At 53.6% G+C, this 20,162-nt stretch carries 19 protein-coding genes, 1 other RNA gene and 4 pseudogenes; 7 read left to right on the forward strand and 17 right to left on the reverse strand.

Annotation, left to right across the window (positions count from 1 at the left end; genetic code table 11):
* Positions 1-173: 173 nt before the first annotated feature.
* The 6 genes and pseudogenes from D109_RS1000000133030 to D109_RS0120580 form a co-directional block, all read right to left on the reverse strand.
* A pseudogene (locus D109_RS1000000133030) lies at positions 174-323 on the reverse strand (IS5/IS1182 family transposase); the annotation flags it as partial.
* A gap of 23 nt (positions 324-346) precedes the next feature.
* Positions 347-490, reverse strand: a pseudogene (locus tag D109_RS1000000134970) (IS5/IS1182 family transposase); the annotation flags it as partial.
* A 148-nt stretch (positions 491-638) separates the two neighbouring features.
* On the reverse strand, positions 639-2,333 hold the full coding sequence (locus D109_RS0120565; RefSeq protein WP_017478537.1) for a DUF2326 domain-containing protein: 1,695 nt from the start codon (positions 2,331-2,333) through the stop codon (positions 639-641).
* Positions 2,324-2,560 (reverse strand): ABC-three component system middle component 6, encoded by a 237-nt coding sequence (locus tag D109_RS0120570; protein WP_017478538.1) that lies wholly within the window; start codon positions 2,558-2,560, stop codon positions 2,324-2,326. The genes D109_RS0120565 and D109_RS0120570 overlap by 10 nt, the downstream gene beginning before the upstream one ends.
* Positions 2,557-3,147, reverse strand: a complete 591-nt coding sequence (locus D109_RS0120575) for a hypothetical protein (protein WP_026078111.1) — start codon at positions 3,145-3,147, stop codon at positions 2,557-2,559. Before D109_RS0120575 ends, D109_RS0120570 begins: the two co-directional genes overlap by 4 nt.
* Positions 3,144-3,440 (reverse strand): hypothetical protein, encoded by a 297-nt coding sequence (locus D109_RS0120580; protein WP_017478540.1) that lies wholly within the window; start codon positions 3,438-3,440, stop codon positions 3,144-3,146. The genes D109_RS0120575 and D109_RS0120580 overlap by 4 nt, the downstream gene beginning before the upstream one ends.
* Before the next feature lie 201 nt (positions 3,441-3,641).
* On the opposite strand from D109_RS0120580, the pseudogene D109_RS1000000133035 reads away from it, so the two are divergent.
* Positions 3,642-4,476: pseudogene (locus D109_RS1000000133035) on the forward strand (IS5 family transposase).
* A 266-nt stretch (positions 4,477-4,742) separates the two neighbouring features.
* Here the strand turns inward: D109_RS1000000133035 and D109_RS0120595 are convergent.
* Complete coding sequence (locus tag D109_RS0120595) at positions 4,743-5,711, reverse strand: DUF932 domain-containing protein (protein WP_017478544.1); 969 nt, start codon at positions 5,709-5,711, stop codon at positions 4,743-4,745.
* A 143-nt stretch (positions 5,712-5,854) separates the two neighbouring features.
* A complete protein-coding gene (locus D109_RS0120600) occupies positions 5,855-6,190 on the reverse strand; it encodes a hypothetical protein (RefSeq protein ID WP_017478545.1) in 336 nt (111 codons plus the stop codon).
* 604 nt (positions 6,191-6,794) lie between these two features.
* Between D109_RS0120600 and D109_RS1000000133040 the strand changes: the two genes are divergently transcribed.
* Positions 6,795-7,019, forward strand: a complete 225-nt coding sequence (locus tag D109_RS1000000133040) for an AlpA family transcriptional regulator (protein ID WP_026078112.1) — start codon at positions 6,795-6,797, stop codon at positions 7,017-7,019.
* A gap of 244 nt (positions 7,020-7,263) precedes the next feature.
* Positions 7,264-8,343 (forward strand): inovirus-type Gp2 protein, encoded by a 1,080-nt coding sequence (locus D109_RS0120610; RefSeq protein ID WP_026078113.1) that lies wholly within the window; start codon positions 7,264-7,266, stop codon positions 8,341-8,343.
* A 34-nt stretch (positions 8,344-8,377) separates the two neighbouring features.
* On the opposite strand, the gene D109_RS0120615 is transcribed toward D109_RS0120610, so the two are convergent.
* From D109_RS0120615 to D109_RS0120635, 7 genes and pseudogenes are all read right to left on the reverse strand, one after another.
* Positions 8,378-9,166: a hypothetical protein gene (locus tag D109_RS0120615; RefSeq protein ID WP_017478547.1), complete on the reverse strand. Its 789-nt coding sequence runs from the start codon at positions 9,164-9,166 to the stop codon at positions 8,378-8,380.
* A gap of 47 nt (positions 9,167-9,213) precedes the next feature.
* A pseudogene (locus D109_RS1000000134975) lies at positions 9,214-9,576 on the reverse strand (tyrosine-type recombinase/integrase); the annotation flags it as partial.
* A gap of 9 nt (positions 9,577-9,585) precedes the next feature.
* A complete protein-coding gene (locus tag D109_RS0120620; protein ID WP_017478548.1) occupies positions 9,586-10,821 on the reverse strand; it encodes an integrase domain-containing protein in 1,236 nt (411 codons plus the stop codon).
* A 182-nt stretch (positions 10,822-11,003) separates the two neighbouring features.
* Positions 11,004-11,401: a transfer-messenger RNA gene (gene ssrA, locus D109_RS1000000133050) on the reverse strand.
* 102 nt (positions 11,402-11,503) lie between these two features.
* Positions 11,504-11,788 carry a hypothetical protein gene (locus D109_RS0120625; protein WP_017478549.1) on the reverse strand — a complete coding sequence of 95 codons (285 nt, stop codon included), beginning with the start codon at positions 11,786-11,788 and terminating at the stop codon, positions 11,504-11,506.
* A gap of 185 nt (positions 11,789-11,973) precedes the next feature.
* On the reverse strand, positions 11,974-14,784 hold the full coding sequence (locus D109_RS0120630) for an FAD-binding and (Fe-S)-binding domain-containing protein (RefSeq protein WP_017478550.1): 2,811 nt from the start codon (positions 14,782-14,784) through the stop codon (positions 11,974-11,976).
* Positions 14,785-14,854: 70 nt separating this feature from the next.
* Positions 14,855-16,549, reverse strand: coding sequence for a lactate permease LctP family transporter (locus D109_RS0120635; protein WP_017478551.1), 1,695 nt, complete (start codon positions 16,547-16,549; stop codon positions 14,855-14,857).
* 260 nt (positions 16,550-16,809) lie between these two features.
* Between D109_RS0120635 and D109_RS0120640 the strand changes: the two genes are divergently transcribed.
* A complete protein-coding gene (locus D109_RS0120640) occupies positions 16,810-17,577 on the forward strand; it encodes an FCD domain-containing protein (RefSeq protein ID WP_017478552.1) in 768 nt (255 codons plus the stop codon).
* Positions 17,578-17,632: 55 nt separating this feature from the next.
* Here the strand turns inward: D109_RS0120640 and smpB are convergent, their stop codons facing one another.
* On the reverse strand, positions 17,633-18,115 hold the full coding sequence (gene smpB, locus D109_RS0120645) for an SsrA-binding protein SmpB (RefSeq protein ID WP_017478553.1): 483 nt from the start codon (positions 18,113-18,115) through the stop codon (positions 17,633-17,635).
* A gap of 168 nt (positions 18,116-18,283) precedes the next feature.
* Between smpB and D109_RS0120650 the strand changes: the two genes are divergently transcribed.
* Both D109_RS0120650 and D109_RS0120655 read left to right on the forward strand, forming a co-directional pair.
* Positions 18,284-18,718 carry a type II toxin-antitoxin system RatA family toxin gene (locus D109_RS0120650; protein WP_003212236.1) on the forward strand — a complete coding sequence of 145 codons (435 nt, stop codon included), beginning with the start codon at positions 18,284-18,286 and terminating at the stop codon, positions 18,716-18,718.
* Positions 18,711-19,025, forward strand: a complete 315-nt coding sequence (locus tag D109_RS0120655) for an RnfH family protein (protein WP_017478554.1) — start codon at positions 18,711-18,713, stop codon at positions 19,023-19,025. Before D109_RS0120650 ends, D109_RS0120655 begins: the two co-directional genes overlap by 8 nt.
* Positions 19,026-19,087: 62 nt before the next feature.
* On the opposite strand, the gene D109_RS0120660 is transcribed toward D109_RS0120655, so the two are convergent.
* Positions 19,088-19,615: an outer membrane protein assembly factor BamE gene (locus D109_RS0120660; protein ID WP_017478555.1), complete on the reverse strand. Its 528-nt coding sequence runs from the start codon at positions 19,613-19,615 to the stop codon at positions 19,088-19,090.
* Positions 19,616-19,713: 98 nt separating this feature from the next.
* Here D109_RS0120660 and fur point away from each other — a divergent pair, with 98 nt between their 5' ends.
* On the forward strand, positions 19,714-20,118 hold the full coding sequence (gene fur / locus D109_RS0120665) for a ferric iron uptake transcriptional regulator (RefSeq protein ID WP_003212228.1): 405 nt from the start codon (positions 19,714-19,716) through the stop codon (positions 20,116-20,118).
* Positions 20,119-20,162 lie beyond the last annotated feature (44 nt).

Raw genomic sequence — 20,162 nt, forward strand, 5'->3', positions numbered from 1 at the left:
GAAATCAAGGCCTGTAAAAGACGACGGACCAATCCGTCACATGGTACTCGGCCACTGCACATCCTCGATACTGTGCGATTATCTGAGGTCGGGCTGCTGGGAAGGTCCGCTTCTGGCCGAATGCAGCCCTTATGAAAGGCAGCGTTCGGCTAATAGGAGCCAGTCGCAGGTATCTAGGCTCTGTACAAAAAGAGATGTACCAAACCGCGTATGGAACAAGCTAGTGAGACGATAGCGGCATAGCTTTTCGCGAGCTTGTCGAAGCGTGTCACTATCCGGCGGTTCTCTTTCAGCTTGCCAAACATTCGCTCGATGATGCGCCTAATGAGGCTCGGGGATCGCGGACAGCGCCCGAGCACAGCCCCCAGAGCAGGCCATCGAGCATCAGGCGGTCGCACAGGCGGGGCCGCCCCCGGCCATGGATTTAACTGAAGAGATCAGCGACCACAATCCAGGCCTCATACGAGAGTTCGTACCGTTTTACCGTCACAGAATTCCTTTCCTTGGGGGCCGCGCGACTCTACGCAAAATCGGGCATTGCGGGAGCTTTATAGCGTTTCGATGGTTTACCTACAGAAACTAGCCAATGAATGTACGAGCGGCGCTGTTGCGCCCCTTGCTCTTTACCCAGTGCGGTCTCACTGAAGTTTGAAAAACTTTTCTTCTTTAGTAAGCTCGAGGATGGTGTTTTCTTTCAAGAACTTTTTGTCGAAGCCATCCAGTTTGTCATTCAAAATGGCTGCGACAGTTTGAATTTTCTTCTCGTTGGCGAAACTGAAAAGCTTGATTAGCTTGTCCTCGTCAACAACTTCTAGATAATCTTGAATGGTAAATGAAGGAAGTTTGGATTTAAACTTATTGACGAAGTGCACGTAGGCCATGTCGAAAGCCATAGCAGCAGCCCGTGGAACACCATCGCCGGTGTTTAGTTCCTCGTTTACGATTGTGAAATCTGCTTTTCCATCTAGCGCGGCTGTAACCACCAATTCGTTATGGTGAGTAACGAACAGCCTTTTGGTGATATCGGCATAAGCCTCATTGAAAACTTCCAGCTTTGTATGTAGATCTGAATAGTACACGGCGATAGTTCGCCTGATGTCTTCAACTATACTTTTCAATTCTGCAATTCTTTTACGAGCAGCCTCTACCTCGCTGGTGACGTATGCAAGTCGTCCTCGAGCTTCACGCAGGTCTTGCATTTGTTTCTCAGCCAGAATCAAACCGCTAAAATGGCTATCCCTCGAAAGGTCTTTAACGATGGACTTTTCGTCGGCTAGCCGTTGAGCAAGGCTACTTCTTAATGAGTCAAGTTCATCTGATGTATCCGCAGAAAGCTCTTCTACGTAAGCGGCCTTACGACTCATTATTGAATTGTGGAATTCAACAGTTTCCTCTAGTGTCTTACTTAGGTTTGGCACTAGGGATTTCGCTTCGTTGTAGAGGGCGGTAATCTCTCCTAAATTAACCTCTACCAAGTTGTTTCTGTACCGCTCAATCGTTTTGTTGTTGTAGTAAAGCTTAGTTTCCAGATTGACTATTCGCGATGTTAGTGCGGCTACGCTTCTTCGAGACTCGCGAAGTTCTGCGATTGCGTAGTTTTGAGAGTCAAGCAGTTCGTATTCATCCTCCTTGGCTTGCAAGTTAGAAATCTTATAATCGATTTTTTCGATTTCTTCCAGGCGAGACTCTAACTCGGCCCCGCCAAGGAGTGTCTTGGCGCGACTTTCCTCTATCTGAATTTCTCCTTCAATCAAATTGATTTGACGAACGGAGTCTATGAATTCAAAATCAAAAAGGTAAGCGTAGATTAAATCGTATTCGTTGTTGGTCGTGAAAGCGTTTAAATACTTTAGCGTGTTGTTGCTTGTGGGTCTGTTGATTCTAAAGAATTTGCTACGTATCGAGTTGAACTTCGGCTGTTCTCTAGAGTATCCGAATAGGCGTGGTAGTTCGCGGGTGAAGGCGGTTGCGTTCTTGTACTCAATGCCATCAATAGTGCTGGATGTTGCGATGGTCTCACGAGCTCCTACTTTATTTGAGAGAACTCGAGTGATTCTGTGAGTAATAGAGGAAATCTTTAATATTAGCTCGAACCTTAGATCGCCTTTGGTTAGGAATTTTTTTACTTTTTCGTTGACTTTGTTGTTGTCTGGGTCTTTCCAGAGAGGTTCAGCTTTCCCGCCCAAACAAAACGCCAGTGCGCGAAGCGATGTACTTTTACCAATCTGGTTACCAGTTTCGCCCAGGTTGGTAATTATGTTCATTCCTTCCTTGAAGGTGATGGTACGTAATTCTTCGCTTCCATCAAATACAGATAATTTAATCAGCTGCATAAAGAAATATCACCTTGCTTCGTTAGCTCTACACTTCCGATGACGTAAAGCCAATCGAGCGCGTACAGAATGTAAGCAAAAGAAACGCGCTCAAATTTTTCCTGATACCTTTCAAATAGTGCCAGGGGGCTCATGGTGCCAAACTCACTAGATTTCAAAACTATCAATACCCGCCCGCCTACGATGTAAAGGCTCTTGAGTGGGGAGCTGGTATTTTGAATAATCATTGAGGAGGCTCCAGTATTTTGCAGTGAATGAAGCCATAGCAAACTATCAGCTGCCTTGCCCATTCAACAAGCTCAGATGCAGCGCCATGGAAGCCTGTGTTGATATCTACGATGAGCTCGGCGACTCTCAGTACAAGTTCGTCGGAGTTCATCCGGATTATATTTAGCTTTTGCTCTTCAGTAACTGGTCGCACCGTCTGGCGCATAAATACTTCACGCCTGGCGGTTCTGTACTTCTGATTTATGGCGTAAAGAAATCTTTTTTGTGCGCCAGGCTCTTCGTCGTCGATAGTCAAAATAAGACTTTCAATGAGCTCCATGTAGCCTACATTGTCGACAATGACTTCTGAATATACCGACACTCTATTGTGCTCGATTTTTTCATCGACCCCACGGTAGTCCATTTCGACGTCAGCGATCTCATCATAAGGAGTGTGAGTCGACACAATTTTCAACAAAAGGGGGTTAAGCAGTGATGAAATAGCAGCGGGGGTTGGTGCTACCGTGATAGGCCCGCTTCCGGTGCTGACTACTGTTAAACCGCCGTTCGTTGCCTGAGCGTCAATGTTTGGTGTGAACAGGCTCATGGCTTATGTGCGGTCACATTGCCGCGACCTGTAGATACGATAGTAGTGGAGTTGTTATCTGACGATGCAGAAATTGTCGGCTTTCTGCTGAAAGCTTGCAAAGCAATTAACAAAACAAAACAGAGGACACAACTGCCGAGAGAGTATAGAAACAGCTTGTAGATGGATTCGGCTGGCAAGACCTTGAGTAATTCAGACTTAAACCAACCAGCGTACATCGAGTAAAACATGGCAGCTCCCAGGGCTGCGAATGTTCCCCCTGCGCCTACGATAACCTTCAGGAAGCCGAACATTCCTTTCTCCATGGCAGTTGGTCACTCGGCAGTGAGTGCCAGTAATGTGATATTACAGATTTCACGCCTGGATCCACAAGGGCGCTTGAGCTGCGAACCCTCGTATTAGGTTCTGTAAGTGAACCATCGAAACAGTACAAAGCCCCCGCAATGCACGATTTTGCATAGAGTCGCGCGGCACCCAAGGAAAGGAGTCCTGTGATGGCCAGTCGATACAACCTCTCGGACAAAGCATGGGACATCGTTGCTGATCTGTTCGTTGGCGCCACCCGAAGGGGCCGGCCTCGTCGTGACGACAGAAAAATGCTCAACGGGATCCTTTGAATGCTCTGCTCAGATGCGCCGTGGCGCGATATGCTAGATGAGCTCAGTCCCTGGTCCAGCGTCTATCAGCGCTTTCGTGACTGGCGAAACCAACGGGTATTCGATCAGATGCTCAAGCGATTGCAGCTCAAGCTCAATGAAAACGGGCAGATCGATTTGAAGACATGGATGATCGATTCCACAGCTGTACGTGCATCCCGTTCCTCTGCTGGGGCCGGCAAAAAAAAGGGGGCCTGATGAGCCTGACGATCACGCTATAGGCCGTAGCCGTGGTGGTTTGACGACCAAAATTCACATGCTGCGTTACGCCAACGGCGTCCCCCTCCGCTACCTCCTTTCCGGCGGCAGCGCCAGCGACATCAACTACGCACAACCTCTTCTAGACGGGGCGAGTCTGCCCACTCCGCGCGGTCGACCAAGAAAGCGGTGCAGGTGGCTGCTCGCCGATAAAGGCTACGACGCCGAGGCAATACGGCAATACTGCGACCGCTACCGGATGCATTCGGTCATTCCGCTACGGATCATGAAGCGTAAACCCCAACCTGGTTTGCCGCGCCTGTTCGACAAACCCAAGTACATGCAGCGCAATATGACTGAGCGGATGTTCGGCTGACTGAAGGAAAGCCGACGCATCGGCACACGCTACGACAGGCTGGCGGGAAGCTTTTCAGTCATGGTCACACTCGCATGCTCGTTGTGGCGTCTACGATAGTTGGTTTCGTACAGAGCACTAATGTCCGCTTCTGGCCGTTGACTGCCTGTCGCGAACGGCAGCAATGGGCAGCTCTCTACCGATCATGTTTACTAAGCGTGCTGGTCAAATCCGATGCAATCGGTGGTCTGATCGAATGCAAACGCCTGGTCAAGTGCAATAAAAACGAGTGGTCGGTACTGATGCCATCAGGTGGTCAAGTGGAGTGCAATTTCGCAACTGAGACGCTTCAGGTGCGCAGCCGGTTATCCCGGCTGCGCACCACGCTATGACACCATTTGAAGTACTGACTTGAGAGCTCGTTGTTTGAGTGCGGCCCCTTGGCCGAACCAGGCAGAGTCTATTCTGTACTCGTTGTTCCTAGCGCGCCGCTCATGGTCAACATATTCGGTCACCGCATTGAGCAGGCCCCAGGCTGTACCGCATGCGGAAGCGAGCTGGCTGCCTCGGCCACGGCCTTCGTAAAGCTCCTGCACCTTGCGCAGCGCTCGTTTATTGGGCAGTCGCTCGGGCAGGCTGCCGCCTGGTGATGTATCGCATAATACGCTCATGAAATAGCTCATTGCTTCAGGCCACTGAACCTTACGTTCGGCGAGTGCGCGCATCCGGTACATGAATTCGTCCCATTGAGAGACGGCGATACCTAACTGCTTCTTTACCGCTTGTGGATCAAAGCGCGTGCTGTGTGGAACCTTGATGGCGTGGGTGGCGCCGTTCAGAGAGATGGAAAGGGTGTTGTTGCACACCACTCTTACAGTGGTCGGTGTCGCCGTGGTGGCCAACGTGCCGTCGCAGGAGGTGGCCAGCAGCAGGTAGCCGTTAACCAGGTCATTTCCTTTAAGCTCAGCCGATTGCCCGGTACGCGCCAGCGCCCAGAACTTCTTACCGCCCTTCAGAACGCCAGCGGTTTCCAGCTCATAGCCCGAGCGTTCGGTCAGATCACGGTAAAACTCCAGCACTTCACGCGGCTGCACCACCTGGTAGCGTTGCGAGACTACGGACAGGGCTTCCTTGCTGTCCGAGCGATAAAGGACTTTCTGTTCGGGAAATGAGTGGATGGTGCCGAGATGACCGACGGCATCCGCCATGTAACGTACCGGCGACTCTTGGATCTGCCAGTTCATACCGGCTTCTTGTTGCCAGACTTCCAGCGGTTGCTTGGGTGAGAGCTGATTGCCCAGGCCATGCCAGGGAGTGGCGCCAACGTAAGCCATTTGTTCAACGAGATGTGCCATGGAGATTTTCCTTTTCATAGACGCACGGCGAAGCCGCTGAGTACTCAGCAGAGATCAGGCGGCGTGCGGGGTGCTGATCGAGAGGTAGAGAAGCGATGGATCAGATGATGAATAGCGATTGCTTCAAGCGGGAGAGGAGCAGCTCAAGCGGAATGACGGCAGCTAAACGAAAGTTCGCATTCGAGGCAGAGATAATTGTTCAAAACCCGCTCATCAATGACCTCGCCAAGTTTGGCTCCGGCGATACAGCCCGTCGCCGCTCCTGCTAATCCGCCAAGAATGGCCCCGGCCATACCGCCAGCAACGACACCAGCGGGACCGGCCACGATTCCGATGACAGCGCCAACCTCGGCGCCGGCCATGGCGCCTGTGACCCCTTGGGCGGCGCCCCCGACGGTGCCGATAAGGGCGCCCATCTTCTTGGCTAAATCCTTGGTGATGACAGCGGTGGAGTGACAGCGTGGGCATTGAGTGGTCATGTACAGCGTTCCTGTCGAGAGAGTCGGTATGAAGTCATTGCGCGGGCATAGAGCCCCATCAAGCAGGTCGCATGGGCGATCCGCTTGAATGTAAGTTACTGAGTCGAGAGAGGTGCTTGGTGCGCAGAGATTCAGGTTCGTGATGTATGACTGAGATTTTGTTGACTGCGATTTCTGTGTATCGCAGACAGCTGCCTCCTGCTATTCCCGATACGAATAGCATGGGAGTGAGGCTGCGGGATGAGCATTTCAAAAGTCAACGAAACCGGCTATTGCTGCCCGCTCTTTATTGGGGGGAATAGGCGTGATTTTTGCTGAGTTTGATTGCGTTGGACATGTTTGGATGCGAAAAGATGAGTTAGGATCGTTTGGCAGAACGGTGCGTTTTTAAACTGCGCATAAATTTTTGATCAAAGAACTAAGTTTTATTTTTGTGAACTAACTTCTGTCGCTATGCGGGATTAATCAGGTCGCGCTTCGCCGTCAAGGGAGGGGGCGGCAGCGGATGTCAAGGGCAGGGATTTCTTGCGAGCGATCATGAGGTGAATGACGTGTTCAGCGTTATGCCATAGCCTGCTCTGCAAGCCATACGAGGAGGCCCCTGATGAATACCGAACCTAAAAAAGCAATGCAGATACTGCGAATGGCAGAGGTGACAAGGCGAGTAGGTCTGTCAAAATCGACTATTTATGATCGAATCAATCCGAGATCCACCCGCTATGATAATACCTTCCCTAAACCAATTAAGATTGGCTTGTCAGCTGTCGGTTGGCTAGAAGAGCATATAAATAGCTGGATAGAGTCTAGGATTACGCTCGGTCAAGAGTAAGGGCGCTATCGAAAATTCGACACTAACTCTTTTCAGGTTTTATTCTGGGTTTCTATATTTTCGAACTTGATAATCCCCTATAGAGGTGAGGGCGGTCAGATATTGTCTTGAGTATTGCGTGGGTGAGTATTGGTTTATATGTTATATCAATAATTATATCTAATATTGGATGTGTTAACTGCTGCTTTGTATTGATTGACTCTAGTGGTGCGAGCTTGGCGTCTGTAGTGGTCGAGGATGAAATATGAATGATGACTCTGCGTGTGCTAATGTGTTGCAAAGCCGTGAATTTGAATTGGCGTGGAGTCCTGAAACGCTTAACAATGAATGGGTTGTTCATTCTTCTAATATTTTCAGCGCCGTGGCTATGATAATTCGAGCGACGAGTTTGATACTGGAGACCAAGGGTGAGGTTCTAGCAAAAATTCAATACGTTGCATCAAATGCTGGCTTTCACATTGTGTCCTCTAAGCGCGCGGAGATCGTTGTAGAGGCGATGCGCGTCAGTGCCTACGAAAGTGGCTATGAGGAAATGAAATCTGTCTTAAAGCTTAGCCCGTATGTGCACGCGTTCTTTGAATTGCGAAGTAAGTTTAAGTATAACTTTAAAGCGTATTCTAAGGAGAGTGCCGATAACAATGTTAAGGATGTTAATGCATATGTTCGCGGCCTTTACGCTCATCTTAACTCCGGTGAGTTCAAGAAGACAGAGCGAAATCATCGGCGGGCCTCAGATAAAAATTTTCGGAGCACCTCTAAATATATAGACGATATTCTGAATTGCTGGTCCCGATTGCTGGTTGTTCGTGTTGATCTAGGCTACTCAGGTGAGGAAAGCGATTTAATTTCGCGCGAGGGCTATGAGGTGCACTCCTATCACCCTGAGATATGCGAGCATCGAAAGTCTCTGTTCAAGGCACTGTCAAAAAAAGATTCTCCTATATCCATGGTCGGATACGCATGCAAGCTTGAGTACGGTATCAGGAAGGGGTTTCATTTCCATGTGATGTTATTGCTAGATGGCTCAAAGCACCGTGAGCATTTAACAATGGGTATTCGTGTAGGTGAGTTATGGCAGCAGGTCACCTGTGGGAAAGGGCACTATTGGAACTGCGTGCCTCGGTCATGGCATAACGTAGATGGCACCGGCCGACTCGATTATTATGATCTTGAGAAAATACAAAAGGTCAAGGAAGCTGCTTCATACCTGACAAAAATTGATCGATGGGTACGTGCTTATTTGCCCGGAGATAAGCGCTCATTCTATAAAGGGGTAGTAAAAAAGCTCCCAGGTCAGAAAGGGGGAAGGCCAAGGACGAAATAATTTTTAAAGCGGGCGATTGCTTTGGGTATAACCTTCAATCATTACACTGTTTATTTTGCTCGAAGGCTAGTTTCACTAAGTCATGCTCTTTCATCCAAGCTATCAAGCGCTTTTTAAGCATAGCTTTGTCTTGAGTGCTAGGGTATCTAATTTTTTCTTTGTCTAGATAGTCTTTGAGTTTTATCAAAATACCGGTGGCTGCTTCATTTTCGTTTTTCCAGCCTTTTTCAGGTCGTAGTTGGTCAAGAAGATCGCAGGTTTTAATACGCGCATCGCTATATTTTAAGCTCTGCAGTCTTCTAGTGCGTTTCATTGATTTTTGGCGGTCAATTGTATTGTCTTTTGCGAATCTATCTTGGCCTGCATAAGCGTACTCTAGGCTGAGAAGCAATGTTGGAATTGCTAATGGGGAAAGGCCTGAAAACTTTTTAGCGTCGTTGTGCTCATCAAAAGCTTTGATGAAATGATTTACTACCGTAAGTTCCTCTCGGCTTAGATAGGATAAGAAGTTGACTGATTTACGCACTGCGGTAGCGATGAGTTTGTCGTCGCTATCTACGATTTTAGATATGTCTGAAAGTAGCTTTTCCCTAGTCTCGGGTGTAAATCGCTGAGTGAAAACTAACAGGCGGTGGGTAATTATTTCAAACGTCTGATTTAAAGCTTCTTCAATACTAAGTTTCTCAAGTACAGCCAAAATCCTTCCTGCGGTTGCGATGAACCAGTCCTTTCCTGAGAACAGATCTTTTTCGCAAGCTTGTCTCAGTTCGGACGGTTTACGGCGTTTAATGCCTTCAATCTGCGTATCTGTAATCGAAATCATGCTTTCTCGGAACGTATCAACTCAAAAGTTAATTATAAAAAATTAGCCTAATCTGTCATAAACGCACGTCGCTTGTCGAGAAATTCGGGGCGAGAGTACGCGCCCTCAGTTTGGTTACGTTCGTCATGCGCCAATGCCATTTCGCAAACCTCACGTGGGTAGTGAGTGCATTCGCCCGCCCAGTCTCGGAACGAAGAGCGGAAGCCGTATCACGTGACATCTTCGTATCTCAGGCCATGCAGGAGCGTGCGTATTGCGTTTGTATGCATCACTCCTGATTTGCCTTGGCCTGGAAATAAATAGGGTTTTCCTTCTGTTCGCGAACTGCTCTACACCAGTGTTACGACGTCTTCCGAAATTGCGATTACGAAAGCCACTTGCATCTTCATGCGCTCATCCGAGAGAGAAAAAAGATAGCTTCAGTCCAAGCGATCAATGATTGCGGAAATCGACAGATTTCCGGTAGCTGCTTCCTTGATATGCTCGCTCCACCATTTCATCATGGGCCGTCTTCGCTCTATGTAATCTGCCCGATTATATGCGCTACGTACCTCGTCCTTATCTACGTGAGCAAGCGCAACCTCAATTAGCTCAGGATCCCAGCCGTGCTCGTTGAGGATGGTGCTGGCCATTGAGCGCATTCCATGACTAACCAAGCGGCCTTCAAAACCCATACGCTTGAGAGCCATATTGGCGGTTTGGCTGTTGCAATGAGTCCGGGGATTCCGGTCTGCCGGGAAGACATGCTCTCGGTGTCCGCTAAGCGGCTTTATAGCCTCCAGGAGCTCCAGAGTCTGTTCCGTGAGCGGGATGATGTGAGTCCGGCGCTTTTTCATTCGCTCCGCAGGTATCGTCCAGATTTTCTTGCTGATGTCGATGTCTGCCCACCGTGCGGTAGCTGCTTCTGCGGGGCGAGTCATTGTGTGAAGCTGCCACTCGATTAAGCACCGCGTGGTCCTTTTTATACTGGCATTCGCCACCGTCACCATCAGTTCTTTCAACTCGTCTGGGGCGAGTGCTGCCATGTTTTTCTTTTTTGGCCTCTTGAAAACCGAGCGAATCCCGCTGAGTGGATTTGAGTGAATCAAGCCGGAATTCACGCCGTAGGTCATGATCTCGTTAAGACGCTGGCTCAGTCGCTTCACTGTCTCAAGGCTGCCTTTGGTCTCTAGCGGTCTCAGCAGATTTATGACCGCTGGAGCCGTGATTGCTGAGATTGGGGTCGCACCCAAATCGGGAAAGACATGCAGCGTCAAAGAGCGCCAGATGTCTTCAGCATAGGCAGTAGTTACAGAGTCTTTCTTGAGCTCGAACCATGCGGTGGCCACATTTTTGAAGGTGTGTTCCGTAGTCGCTCTTAACGTTTGCCGATCAGCGTCACGCTTCTCTTTCGGATCGATCCCTTGCGCGACCAGCTCTCTGGCTTCTACGGTCCGTTTCCGGGCTTGAGCCAAGCCGACCTCCGGGAAGGTACCAAGGCCCATATTGATCCGCTTTTTAGTTGCTGGGTGAATGTAGTTAAAATTCCACAGCTTTGAGCCATTGGCTCTCACTCTCATCTGAAGGCCGTCGCCATCAGTGAGGATGTAGTCTTTTTCCTTTGGTTTCGCGGCTTTGACTTTGACATCTGAAAGCCGCGTGGCTTGAGCACCCATGGTGATCTCCGATACTGCGTGTATTCCAAAAAATATCAGTCGTGGGCTTGGAATACCACGTGGAATACACGAATTGTTGGATGAGCTCAGATACCATCGGACCTCTTTGGACCTGAAATTCCCGTATTTACTGGATCTCAGGCACAAAAAAAGACGCCCTTGGACGTCTTTAGATGTAAAAGTGGTGGAGCCGGGGGGATTTGAACCCCCGTCCGCCAGTACTCCGCTGTCGGTACTACATGCTTAGCCGTTTCTATTAAGTTAACCCTCAGCGACCCGAAGGGCAGGGTGCTTTGGGCGAGTTGTGTAAGTTTTAGCCGATTCGTCCACAACGTACTGCACGGCGATTCTGTTCTATATGACAATCACTTTGGGTTTACAGACATCCCCTGGTGATTGCTGGACCCGAAGGTACCAGAAGCTCAGGATCTAAAGCTGCTTACGCAGCGAGAGAGAATTCCTGGCCGTAGGTTTCGTCATTGGCAACTATAAGAAGTTGCAACAGTGGATTTACGAGTTCTGTTACCAACTCGGCATGCACCTAAAGTTTCGCAACCGGCGTCGAATCCTAAACGGCCCCGTGCTTGTAACTCGTTGTTTCTTAGTGAGTGACAAGCCTGTGCAGTGTACGCCAATCGGTCACAGAAGGCCAACCCGAAGGTTGGCCTTGAGCGGTGACAGGTTACTGATTACCGCCTTTGTCCGAGTCTTGCAGGTCTTGCAGGGCCTTGGAGGTGATCTCAATGCACTTCTTGTCATCGCCTGCCGCATGGGCTGCCTTGGCTTGGGAAACGGCGGTGTCGATTTCGCCGGCCTTGCCACTGGTATCGGTGGCGAGCAAGGCTTTCCCGTTGTTGATTTTGCCCAGGTTGATTTGGCACAGATCGTCTTTTGTTCCGGCGGCAAACGCGGGGGACGCCAGCATCGCAGCGGTAATGAACAAACCAGCAAGAGCGGAACGCTTCATGGGTATCTCCTTGTGCAAATAGGCTCGATGCTGCCGGTTTTCCGTGCAGCCAGCGAGGTCACTGATGAGCCTCGTTTGTCGAGGCCTATGCAGATGACTACGCCGGCGCGCCGGGGTTCTGTTTTGTCGCTGGATTAGTCGAAAAACCCGGAAATCATTAGGTTTTGCACCCAAAGAGGGCGGCGCTAATGAGCGCGCGGCTGGGTCACTCGGTCCACCAGGTACACCAGTCCGTGGTAATCAATCCCGCCATGTTGCGTCAGGCCGATCTCACACGTACGGCTGGTGGAGATGCCCTCACTGCAATACTGCACGGCGTCCTTCAGGTTGCGCAGTGAATGGGCATTCAACTCCGGTGTGGTGAAGCCCTTGTCGCCGGCAAAACCACAACAATGAATGCCTTCGGGGATGATCACGTTTTTGCTGCAGCGTCTGGCCAGGTCGATCAGGGCCTGGCTTTCTCCCAGGTGTTGGGTGCTGCAGGTGACATGCACGGCGATCGGGGCTTCCTGGGGGGTGAAGTCGAGGCGCTCCATCAGGTGGGTGCGGATAAAACGTACTGGGTCGTAAAGGTCGAGACGGGTTTCGGCCAGGTCCTGGACCAGGCGCAGGGTGCACGGGCTGGTGTCGCAGTAGATCGGGTCGAGGCCGCCACGGCTGGCGTGGAGCAGGGCGCCGATCAGTTCCTGGCGTTTGTGTTCGGCTTGTTCGGCGTAGCCCTTGGATGCGAAAGGCTGGCCGCAGCAGAGGTTGTCCTGATTGTCGGGAAAGACTACCTGGTAACCGGCTTTTTCCAGCAGGCCGCGGGTTTTGTCGTACAGCGACATCTGCTCGTGGTCGCCGGCTGCCGGGCCCATCGCGCGTGATACGCAGGCAGCGAGGTACACCACCCGTGGTCGCTCATCGCTCACGGCGGGGCTGAAACGAATGGCCTTTTCCGGTTGTGGCATGGCGTTGGTCCACTGGGGAATTTGCCCCTTGGACAGCCGGGTCACCGTGGCCGAGAGTTTCGCCAGTCGCGGCGCGCCCAGCAGCATGCGGGCACCGTTGGCCACGTGCAGGGTGAAGCGCGCACCTTGCAAGGCGGTAGCGAAATGCGTCGACAGCCATTCAGCTGTTTTCGTACGGTCGGCGTCGCGGCTGCGCAGCTTTTTCACCAGGTCGCCGGTATTGATTCCCACAGGGCAGCGTTGGGCGCAAAGCCCGGTGGCCGCGCAGGTGTCGATGCCCTGATATTGATAGGCCGCTTCCAGTTCGCTGGTGTCCATGCCGGCACGTTTCCGGGCCTGGATATCGCGCCAGATCACGATGCGCTGGCGCGGGCTCAGGGTCAGTCCTTTCGACGGGCACACCGGTTCGCAGAAGCCGCACTCGATGCACTTATCCACAAGTTCGTCGGCGGCGGGCAGTGGCTTGAGGTGCTTGAGGTGGATCTGTGGGTCTTCGCTGAGCACCACGTCCGGATTGAGAATGCCGTTGGGGTCGAGCAGGCGCTTGAGTTGCCACATCAACTGGTAGGCATCGCTGCCCCATTCCAGTTCGACGAAGGGTGCCATGTTGCGACCGGTACCGTGCTCGGCCTTCAGCGAGCCGCCAAACTCCACGGCCACCAACTGGGCGACGTCGTCCATGAACGCCTGGTAACGTGCGACTTCTTCCGCGCTGTTGAAGCCTTGAGTGAACACAAAGTGCAGATTGCCTTCCAGGGCGTGTCCGAAAAGGATCGCTTCGTCGTAGTGATGTTTGTCGAACAACTCGATCAGGCGGTTAACGCCAATAGCCAGTTGTTCCACCGGGAAGGTCACGTCTTCGATGATCACGGTGGTGCCGGTTTTACGCACGGCGCCCACGGCGGGGAAGGTGTCTTTGCGGATCGCCCACAGGCGGGCGTTTTCAATCGGGTCTTCGGTGAAGTCGACTTGTTTCTCCACCGGGAAGCTGGCCAGGGAGGCCATGATCAGCGCCAGTTGCTCCTGCAGCAGCGAGGGCGAGGCGGCGCGGGATTCGATCAGCAGGGCGCAGGCATTTTCCGATAGCTGCTGTACGAAAGCCGGCATGCCGGGTTTGTCCTGCACTGAGCGCATGCTGCGTCGGTCCAGCAGCTCAACCGCTGAAACAGGTTGGGTTTTGAGGGCGGTCACCGCGTTGCAGCAGGTTTCCACGTCGGGGAACACGATCAGGGCCGAGGCTTTGTTCGGGTGATCGATCACCGTGTCGTAGGTCACTGCGCTGATAAAGCCCAGGGTACCTTCGGAGCCCACCAGCAGATGGCTGAGGATATCCAGCGGCTCGTCGAAATCCACCAGGGCGTTGAGTGACAATCCGGTGGTGTTTTTCAGACGGTATTTGTGGCGGATTTTTGCAGCCAGTTCGGCATTGGCCCGTGTTTCGCGGCCCAAGGTCGCCAGGCGTTCAAGCAGGTCGCCGTGACGTTGGCGAAAGGCTGAAACACTGGCCGGATCTTCCGTGTCCAGGCGGCTGCCGTCGGCCAGCACCAGGCGGATGCCCGCCAGGGTGTGGTAGGTATTCTGCGCCGTGCCGCAGCACATGCCGCTGGCGTTGTTGGCGACGATGCCACCAATCTTGCAGGCATTGATTGACGCCGGGTCCGGGCCGATCTTGCGCCCGAATGGCGCCAGCCAGGCGTTGGCTTGCGCGCCGATCACGCCGGGCTGCAAGCGGATTTGTGTGCCCTGGCCGCGAATCTCGCGCCCGTTCCAATCGTCCCCCAGCACGATCAACACCGAGTCGCTGATGGCCTGTCCCGAAAGGCTGGTGCCCGCCGCACGAAAGGTCACCGGTACGCGGTCGCGCTGGGCCAGTTGCAGCAGGGCCACCACTTCATCTTCCGATTCAACCCGGATCACCAATTGTGGGATCAGTCGGTAAAAACTGGCGTCGGTGCCGAAGGCGAGGGTGGAAAGTGGATCGTCGAAACGACGATCTTGCGGGATCAGTTGTGCGGCGTCGCTCAGAAAAGCAGCAGGCAGGCTCATCGGTCCTCCAGAAATAGCTGACGCCGGAATCGCTGTCCGGCGTCGGTTCTTACCCTATTACGTGCAGGTCTCAGTGCACCAGCATACCGGTGAACCAGTAGGCCTGGGCCAAGGTGATCAGCCCGACAATCGTCGCGAAGAACAGGCTGTGCTTGAGGGTGAAGCGGAACAGGTCGGATTCCTTGCCCACCAGACCCGTCGCGGCGCATGCCACGGCAATCGACTGCGGCGAAATCATCTTGCCGGTTACGCCGCCGCTGGTGTTCGCCGCCACCAGCAAGACGTCGTTGACGCCGATCTGGTGGGCGGTGGTGGCTTGCAGTGAGCTGAACAGCGCGTTGGATGAGGTGTCGGAGCCCGTCAGAAACACACCGAGCCAGCCGAGGAATGGCGAGAAGAACGGGAATGCCGCGCCGGTAGCCGCCAGTACCAAGGCCATGGTCGATGACATACCCGAGTAGTTGGTGACGAAGGCAAAGGCCAGCACCATGCCGATGGACAGGATCGGCCAGCGCAGTTCATAAAATGTTTCTTTCAAGGTGGTCAGACCAGTTTTGAAATTGATCTTCAATACCAGCATCGACACCAGGGCGGAGAAGAAAATCGCTGTGCCGGTCGCGGAAATCGGATCCAGCTTGAATACCGCAGGGATGGCTGTTGGCGTAGCTACGATGGGCGCAACCTTGATCACCAGTTGATCCAGGTGCGGAATCGCAAAGTTGAACACCGAGCTGTACATCGCGCCGCCAGCGGCGAACATCGCCTTGAACGGCTTCAGGGTCCAAATGGTGACCAGCACAGTCAGGATCAGGAACGGCGACCAGGCCTTGAAAATTTCCCCCAGGCTGTAAGGCGAAGCCAGGGTGTTGCGAGGCAGGCCGAAGCCACCGGCGCTGGCAGTGACGGCAGTGCCGGACGTTGCGCCAGCGATTTGCGCGCCGGCACTGCGCTTGGGCTGCCAGACTTTCAGGAACAGGGTCAGGGAAATCAGGCTGGCCAGGGCCGAGGTGATGTCCGGCAGTTCCGGGCCGATGAAGTTCGAGGTGAAGAACTGAGTAACGGCGAAGCTCAGGCCCGCAACCAGTGCGGCTGGCCAGGTTTCTTTGACACCGCGCAGGCCGTCCATCATGAACACCAGCCAGAACGGTACGAACAACGACAGTAGCGGCAATTGGCGGCCGGCCATGGCGCCGATCTTGAACGCGTCGATGCCCGTCACTTGGCCGGCCACGATGATCGGAATCCCCAGTGCGCCGAACGCGACGGGTGCGGTGTTGGCAATCAGGCACAGGCCAGCGGCGTACAGCGGGTTGAAGCCCAGTCCTACCAGCAATGCGGCAGTAATCGCCACCGGTGCACCGAAGCCGGCCGCACCTTCCAGGAACGCGCCGAAGCAGAAGCCGATCAGCAGCACTTGCAGGCGCTGGTCGTCAGTAATCGACAGGACGGAGCTGCGGATGATCTCGAACTGGCCGCTCTTGACCGTCAGTTTGTACAGGAATACAGCGGCGACGATGATCCAGGCGATTGGCCACAGGCCGTAGGCAAAGCCGTAACCGGCGGCGGCGAGCGCCATGTCGACTGGCATCTGAAAGGCAAAGATCGCCACCAGGATCGAGAGTGCCAAGGTAATGCTGCCCGCAACGTGGCCTTTGAGGCGGAACACCGCCAGGGCCAGGAAGAAAAACACGATGGGAATAACGGCGGCCAGTGCGGACAGGCCGAGGCTGCCGAGCGGGCTGTAGAGCTGTTGCCAGGTTTGCATGTGGGGTGGCCCCTAATTGTTGTTGGTCAGGCACTGCTTAGGCGATTTGGATAATTGGTATTACCAATTTACAATCGTTGTTGGCTAGGTTAAAAGCCTTCAGGGGGATGTGTCAATTTGCCGCTTGTGAATCTTTGGTCGTAGGTCGGTGTAAGCGGGTACTGATCGGATGAAACAAGGGCGTTCTGATAGGTGCCGGATACGTGGCGATAGGCCAGAATAGGGGCCCGGCGAGTGGTCGGGATGGTGGAGAGTGAGTTATGGGGTTTGATCAGGTGCGTCAGCGCCGTTTGTCTGACGATATCGTCGAGCAGCTTGAGGGCATGATCCTTGAGGGCACGCTGAAGTCAGGCGAGCGCTTGCCGGCCGAGCGCGCACTGGCTGAGCAGTTCGGGGTGTCGCGTCCGTCGTTGCGCGAGGCGATCCAGAAACTGGCGGCCAAAGGTTTGCTGATCAGCCGTCAGGGTGGTGGCAATTATGTGGTGGAGTCGCTGGGATCAACCTTCAGCGATCCGCTGCTGCATCTGCTGGAAAATAATCCCGAGGCGCAGCGCGACCTTTTGGAGTTTCGTCAGACCCTGGAAGCTTCGTGCGCGTACTACGCAGCGTTGCGCGCCACTGAGGTGGACCGCGAGCGACTGACGGCGGCCTTCGAAGAGCTGCAGGATTGCTATACGCGGTCTGATGAAGTGAGTCGGGCGGAAGAGGGCGCGGCGGATGCGAGGTTTCACCTGGCAATCGCCGAGGCCAGCCATAACGCGGTATTGCTGCATACCATTCGCGGGCTGTTCGATCTGCTCAAGCGTAACGTGGTGACCAACATCGGTGGCATGTATCAGCAGCGTACCGAGACCCGGGACATGCTGATCAATCAGCACCGTGATCTGTACCTGGCGATTATTGAAGGGCGTGCCGAGCAGGCGCGGGAGGTTTCAACACGTCACCTGCAGTATGTGCAGGAAGTGCTGGAAGAAGTGCGTCAGGAGGTTCAGCGCATGGCACGGGCGGAGCGGCGCAAGGGGATGTAGCGTTTGTTGTGGTCGAGGGAGCGGGCTCCCTCGGCCACATCAAGTCACAAGAAAATCAGTCTTCCTTGCCCTTGTTACGCACGGCACGCTGCAATTCCCGGTTGGAATCGCGTTCGCGCTCGGTGTCACGCTTGTCGTATTCCTTCTTACCCTTGCCCAGTGCGATCTCGCACTTGACCAGGTGCTTGCTCCAGTACCACGACAGGCAAACGCAGGCGTAGCCTTTTTGCTGCACGGCAGCTTGGAGTTTTTCCAGCTCGCGAGCATTGAGCAGCAGCTTGCGCGTGCGCACCGGGTCGGCAATCACGTGGGTGCTGGCGGTCATCAGCGGCGTGATATGACTGCCGAGCAGCCATGCCTCACCGTCTTTGAGCAGCACGTAACTGTCGACCAGTTGCAGCTTGCTGGCACGCAGACTTTTTACTTCCCAGCCGGCCAGGACCAGACCAGCCTCGAACCGATGTTCGATGAAGTAATCGTGTCGCGCCTTTTTATTTTGCGCGATGGTCCCTGTTGGGTGTTTCTTTTGTTTAGCCATAGGGGCGGCATTATAGGGAGTTGCGAGCGCGTCGGCTACGGTCAACCTGCGTGCTTGAGCGTGTTGAATGAATCCCGGACAATGCAGGCTGGTTTTTGATTTTTTTCTTTCGCGAATCCTGTTGCCCTTTCGCGATGTTTGCCGCTCAGCTGTGGAAATAACGCTCACATGACGACGCATATTCAACGTTCGGCCCTGCTGCCCTACCCGGCGCAGGCGCTCTATGACCTGGTCAACGACGTGGCGCGTTACCCGGAGTTCCTGCCTTGGTGTTCGACTGCCGAGGTGTTGGAGAGCAGTGATGAGCATATGGTTGCCAGCGTGGGGGTGGCGAAGGGCGGCTTGAGCCAGCACTTTGTCACGCGCAACACGCTGGTGCCCGGGCAGTCCATCGAGATGAATCTCGAAGAAGGTCCGTTCACTCAGTTGCACGGTGTGTGGGTGTTCAAGGCGTTGAACGAGAAGGCCTGCAAGATCAGCCTGGATTTGTCGTTCGACTATGCCGGCCCTATCGTGCGTGCCACCTTGGGTCCGTTGTTCAATCAAGCGGCGAATACCCTGGTGGACGCGTTCTGCCAACGCGCCAAGCAAATGCATGGCTGAGTCATTGATTGAAATCGAGGTGGTGTACGCCGCGGTGGATCGCCAGGTGTTGATGAGCCTGGCAGTAGCGCCGGGCTGCAGCCTCAGGGCGGCGGTGTTGGGCTCGGGAATGGCTGCGCAATTCCCGGAGCTGAGTCTGGAGAGTTGCCCTTTAGGGGTTTTCGGCAAGGTGGTAGCGGACGCTGATGTGCGTGTTGTGCAGGCTGGAGATCGAATCGAGATCTACCGGCCATTGTTGGCAGATCCGATGGAGATACGTCGCTTGCGTGCGGCCAAGGCCGCCAAGGCAAAACAGCAAACCCCATAGTTTGCTAAACAGCAGGCAACAAAAAGCCCGGCATGCCGGGCTTTTTATCGCGCGTTACAAACTTACTGCGGGCTCGAGTCCAGAGGTTCTGGAGTCGGCACTGGAACGGTCTGTACGCCGTCGACGCCTTTCTGGATCTCGTCCAGCAAGGAGCCAGGCTTGGCCGGTACTTCGGACTTCGGCTTCTCCTCGTTCTGCGCGGGCGCAGGAGCAGTGGTGCCGTTGTCCTTGCCCAGCAAGGCTTCATCGCGGCTTACACCCGGTTTGAAGTCCCCCGACAGGCTGACGAGCTGGTCATTGCCATTGAAGATGACACTGACCCGCTCCTGTTGGCGTTCACCGCCACCAGGTTGGATGCTATAGAGATAATCCCAGCGATCGGCATGGAATGTGTCGGTCAGCAGGGGATTGCCCATGATAAACCGTACTTGCCGTCGGGTCATTCCCGGGCGTAACTGGTCTATCATGTCCTGCGTGACGACATTGCCCTGCTGGATGTCGATTTTGTAAACCCCGGGGAATGAACAACCGGCGAGTGCGAGCAGTCCCACAAAGGTGAAACTGGTTAGCAAGAGCTTGGTGTTTTGCATCGGTGGGCGACTTCCACTATCTTGGCTGGGACAACGTAAACGCCGATCATACCCGTATTAAGAGAAGCTGCGAAGCAGCATCCGCGAGAAAGCTAACCATGGTTGAAAATAGCGAACTACGCAAAGCCGGTCTTAAAGTGACTCTGCCACGAGTCAAGATTCTACAAATGCTCGATTCTGCTGAGCAGCGCCACATGAGTGCCGAGGATGTATACAAGGCGCTGATGGAGTCTAACGAGGACGTCGGCCTGGCCACGGTTTACCGTGTACTGACCCAGTTTGAAGCAGCAGGACTGGTGGTTCGTCATAATTTCGACGGCGGTCATGCAGTGTTCGAATTGGCTGACGGCGGTCATCACGACCACATGGTTGACCTGGATACCAATGAGGTTATCGAGTTCACCAGTCCGGAAATCGAGAAGCTCCAGCACATGATTGCTGAGCAGCATGGATTCGATTTGGTGGACCACAATCTGGTTCTCTACATACGTAAGAAAAAGTAAGAAAGCTACGCAGATTCGCTCTGCGAAACGATCGAAGGCGACCC

Source organism: Pseudomonas sp. PAMC 26793, assembly GCF_000313235.1.
Taxonomy (GTDB): Bacteria; Pseudomonadota; Gammaproteobacteria; order Pseudomonadales; family Pseudomonadaceae; genus Aquipseudomonas; species Aquipseudomonas yamanorum.

Coding starts and splice junctions, on each gene's coding strand:
- D109_RS0120565 (WP_017478537.1), bottom strand. CDS start 2,333: ATGCAGCTGATTAAATTATCTGTATTTGATGGAAGCGAAGAATTACGT.
- D109_RS0120570 (WP_017478538.1), bottom strand. CDS start 2,560: ATGATTATTCAAAATACCAGCTCCCCACTCAAGAGCCTTTACATCGTA.
- D109_RS0120575 (WP_026078111.1), bottom strand. CDS start 3,147: ATGAGCCTGTTCACACCAAACATTGACGCTCAGGCAACGAACGGCGGT.
- D109_RS0120580 (WP_017478540.1), bottom strand. CDS start 3,440: ATGTTCGGCTTCCTGAAGGTTATCGTAGGCGCAGGGGGAACATTCGCA.
- D109_RS0120595 (WP_017478544.1), bottom strand. CDS start 5,711: ATGGCACATCTCGTTGAACAAATGGCTTACGTTGGCGCCACTCCCTGG.
- D109_RS0120600 (WP_017478545.1), bottom strand. CDS start 6,190: ATGACCACTCAATGCCCACGCTGTCACTCCACCGCTGTCATCACCAAG.
- D109_RS1000000133040 (WP_026078112.1), top strand. CDS start 6,795: ATGAATACCGAACCTAAAAAAGCAATGCAGATACTGCGAATGGCAGAG.
- D109_RS0120610 (WP_026078113.1), top strand. CDS start 7,264: ATGAATGATGACTCTGCGTGTGCTAATGTGTTGCAAAGCCGTGAATTT.
- D109_RS0120615 (WP_017478547.1), bottom strand. CDS start 9,166: ATGATTTCGATTACAGATACGCAGATTGAAGGCATTAAACGCCGTAAA.
- D109_RS0120620 (WP_017478548.1), bottom strand. CDS start 10,821: ATGGGTGCTCAAGCCACGCGGCTTTCAGATGTCAAAGTCAAAGCCGCG.
- D109_RS0120625 (WP_017478549.1), bottom strand. CDS start 11,788: ATGAAGCGTTCCGCTCTTGCTGGTTTGTTCATTACCGCTGCGATGCTG.
- D109_RS0120630 (WP_017478550.1), bottom strand. CDS start 14,784: ATGAGCCTGCCTGCTGCTTTTCTGAGCGACGCCGCACAACTGATCCCG.
- D109_RS0120635 (WP_017478551.1), bottom strand. CDS start 16,549: ATGCAAACCTGGCAACAGCTCTACAGCCCGCTCGGCAGCCTCGGCCTG.
- D109_RS0120640 (WP_017478552.1), top strand. CDS start 16,810: ATGGGGTTTGATCAGGTGCGTCAGCGCCGTTTGTCTGACGATATCGTC.
- smpB (WP_017478553.1), bottom strand. CDS start 18,115: ATGGCTAAACAAAAGAAACACCCAACAGGGACCATCGCGCAAAATAAA.
- D109_RS0120650 (WP_003212236.1), top strand. CDS start 18,284: ATGACGACGCATATTCAACGTTCGGCCCTGCTGCCCTACCCGGCGCAG.
- D109_RS0120655 (WP_017478554.1), top strand. CDS start 18,711: ATGGCTGAGTCATTGATTGAAATCGAGGTGGTGTACGCCGCGGTGGAT.
- D109_RS0120660 (WP_017478555.1), bottom strand. CDS start 19,615: ATGCAAAACACCAAGCTCTTGCTAACCAGTTTCACCTTTGTGGGACTG.
- fur (WP_003212228.1), top strand. CDS start 19,714: ATGGTTGAAAATAGCGAACTACGCAAAGCCGGTCTTAAAGTGACTCTG.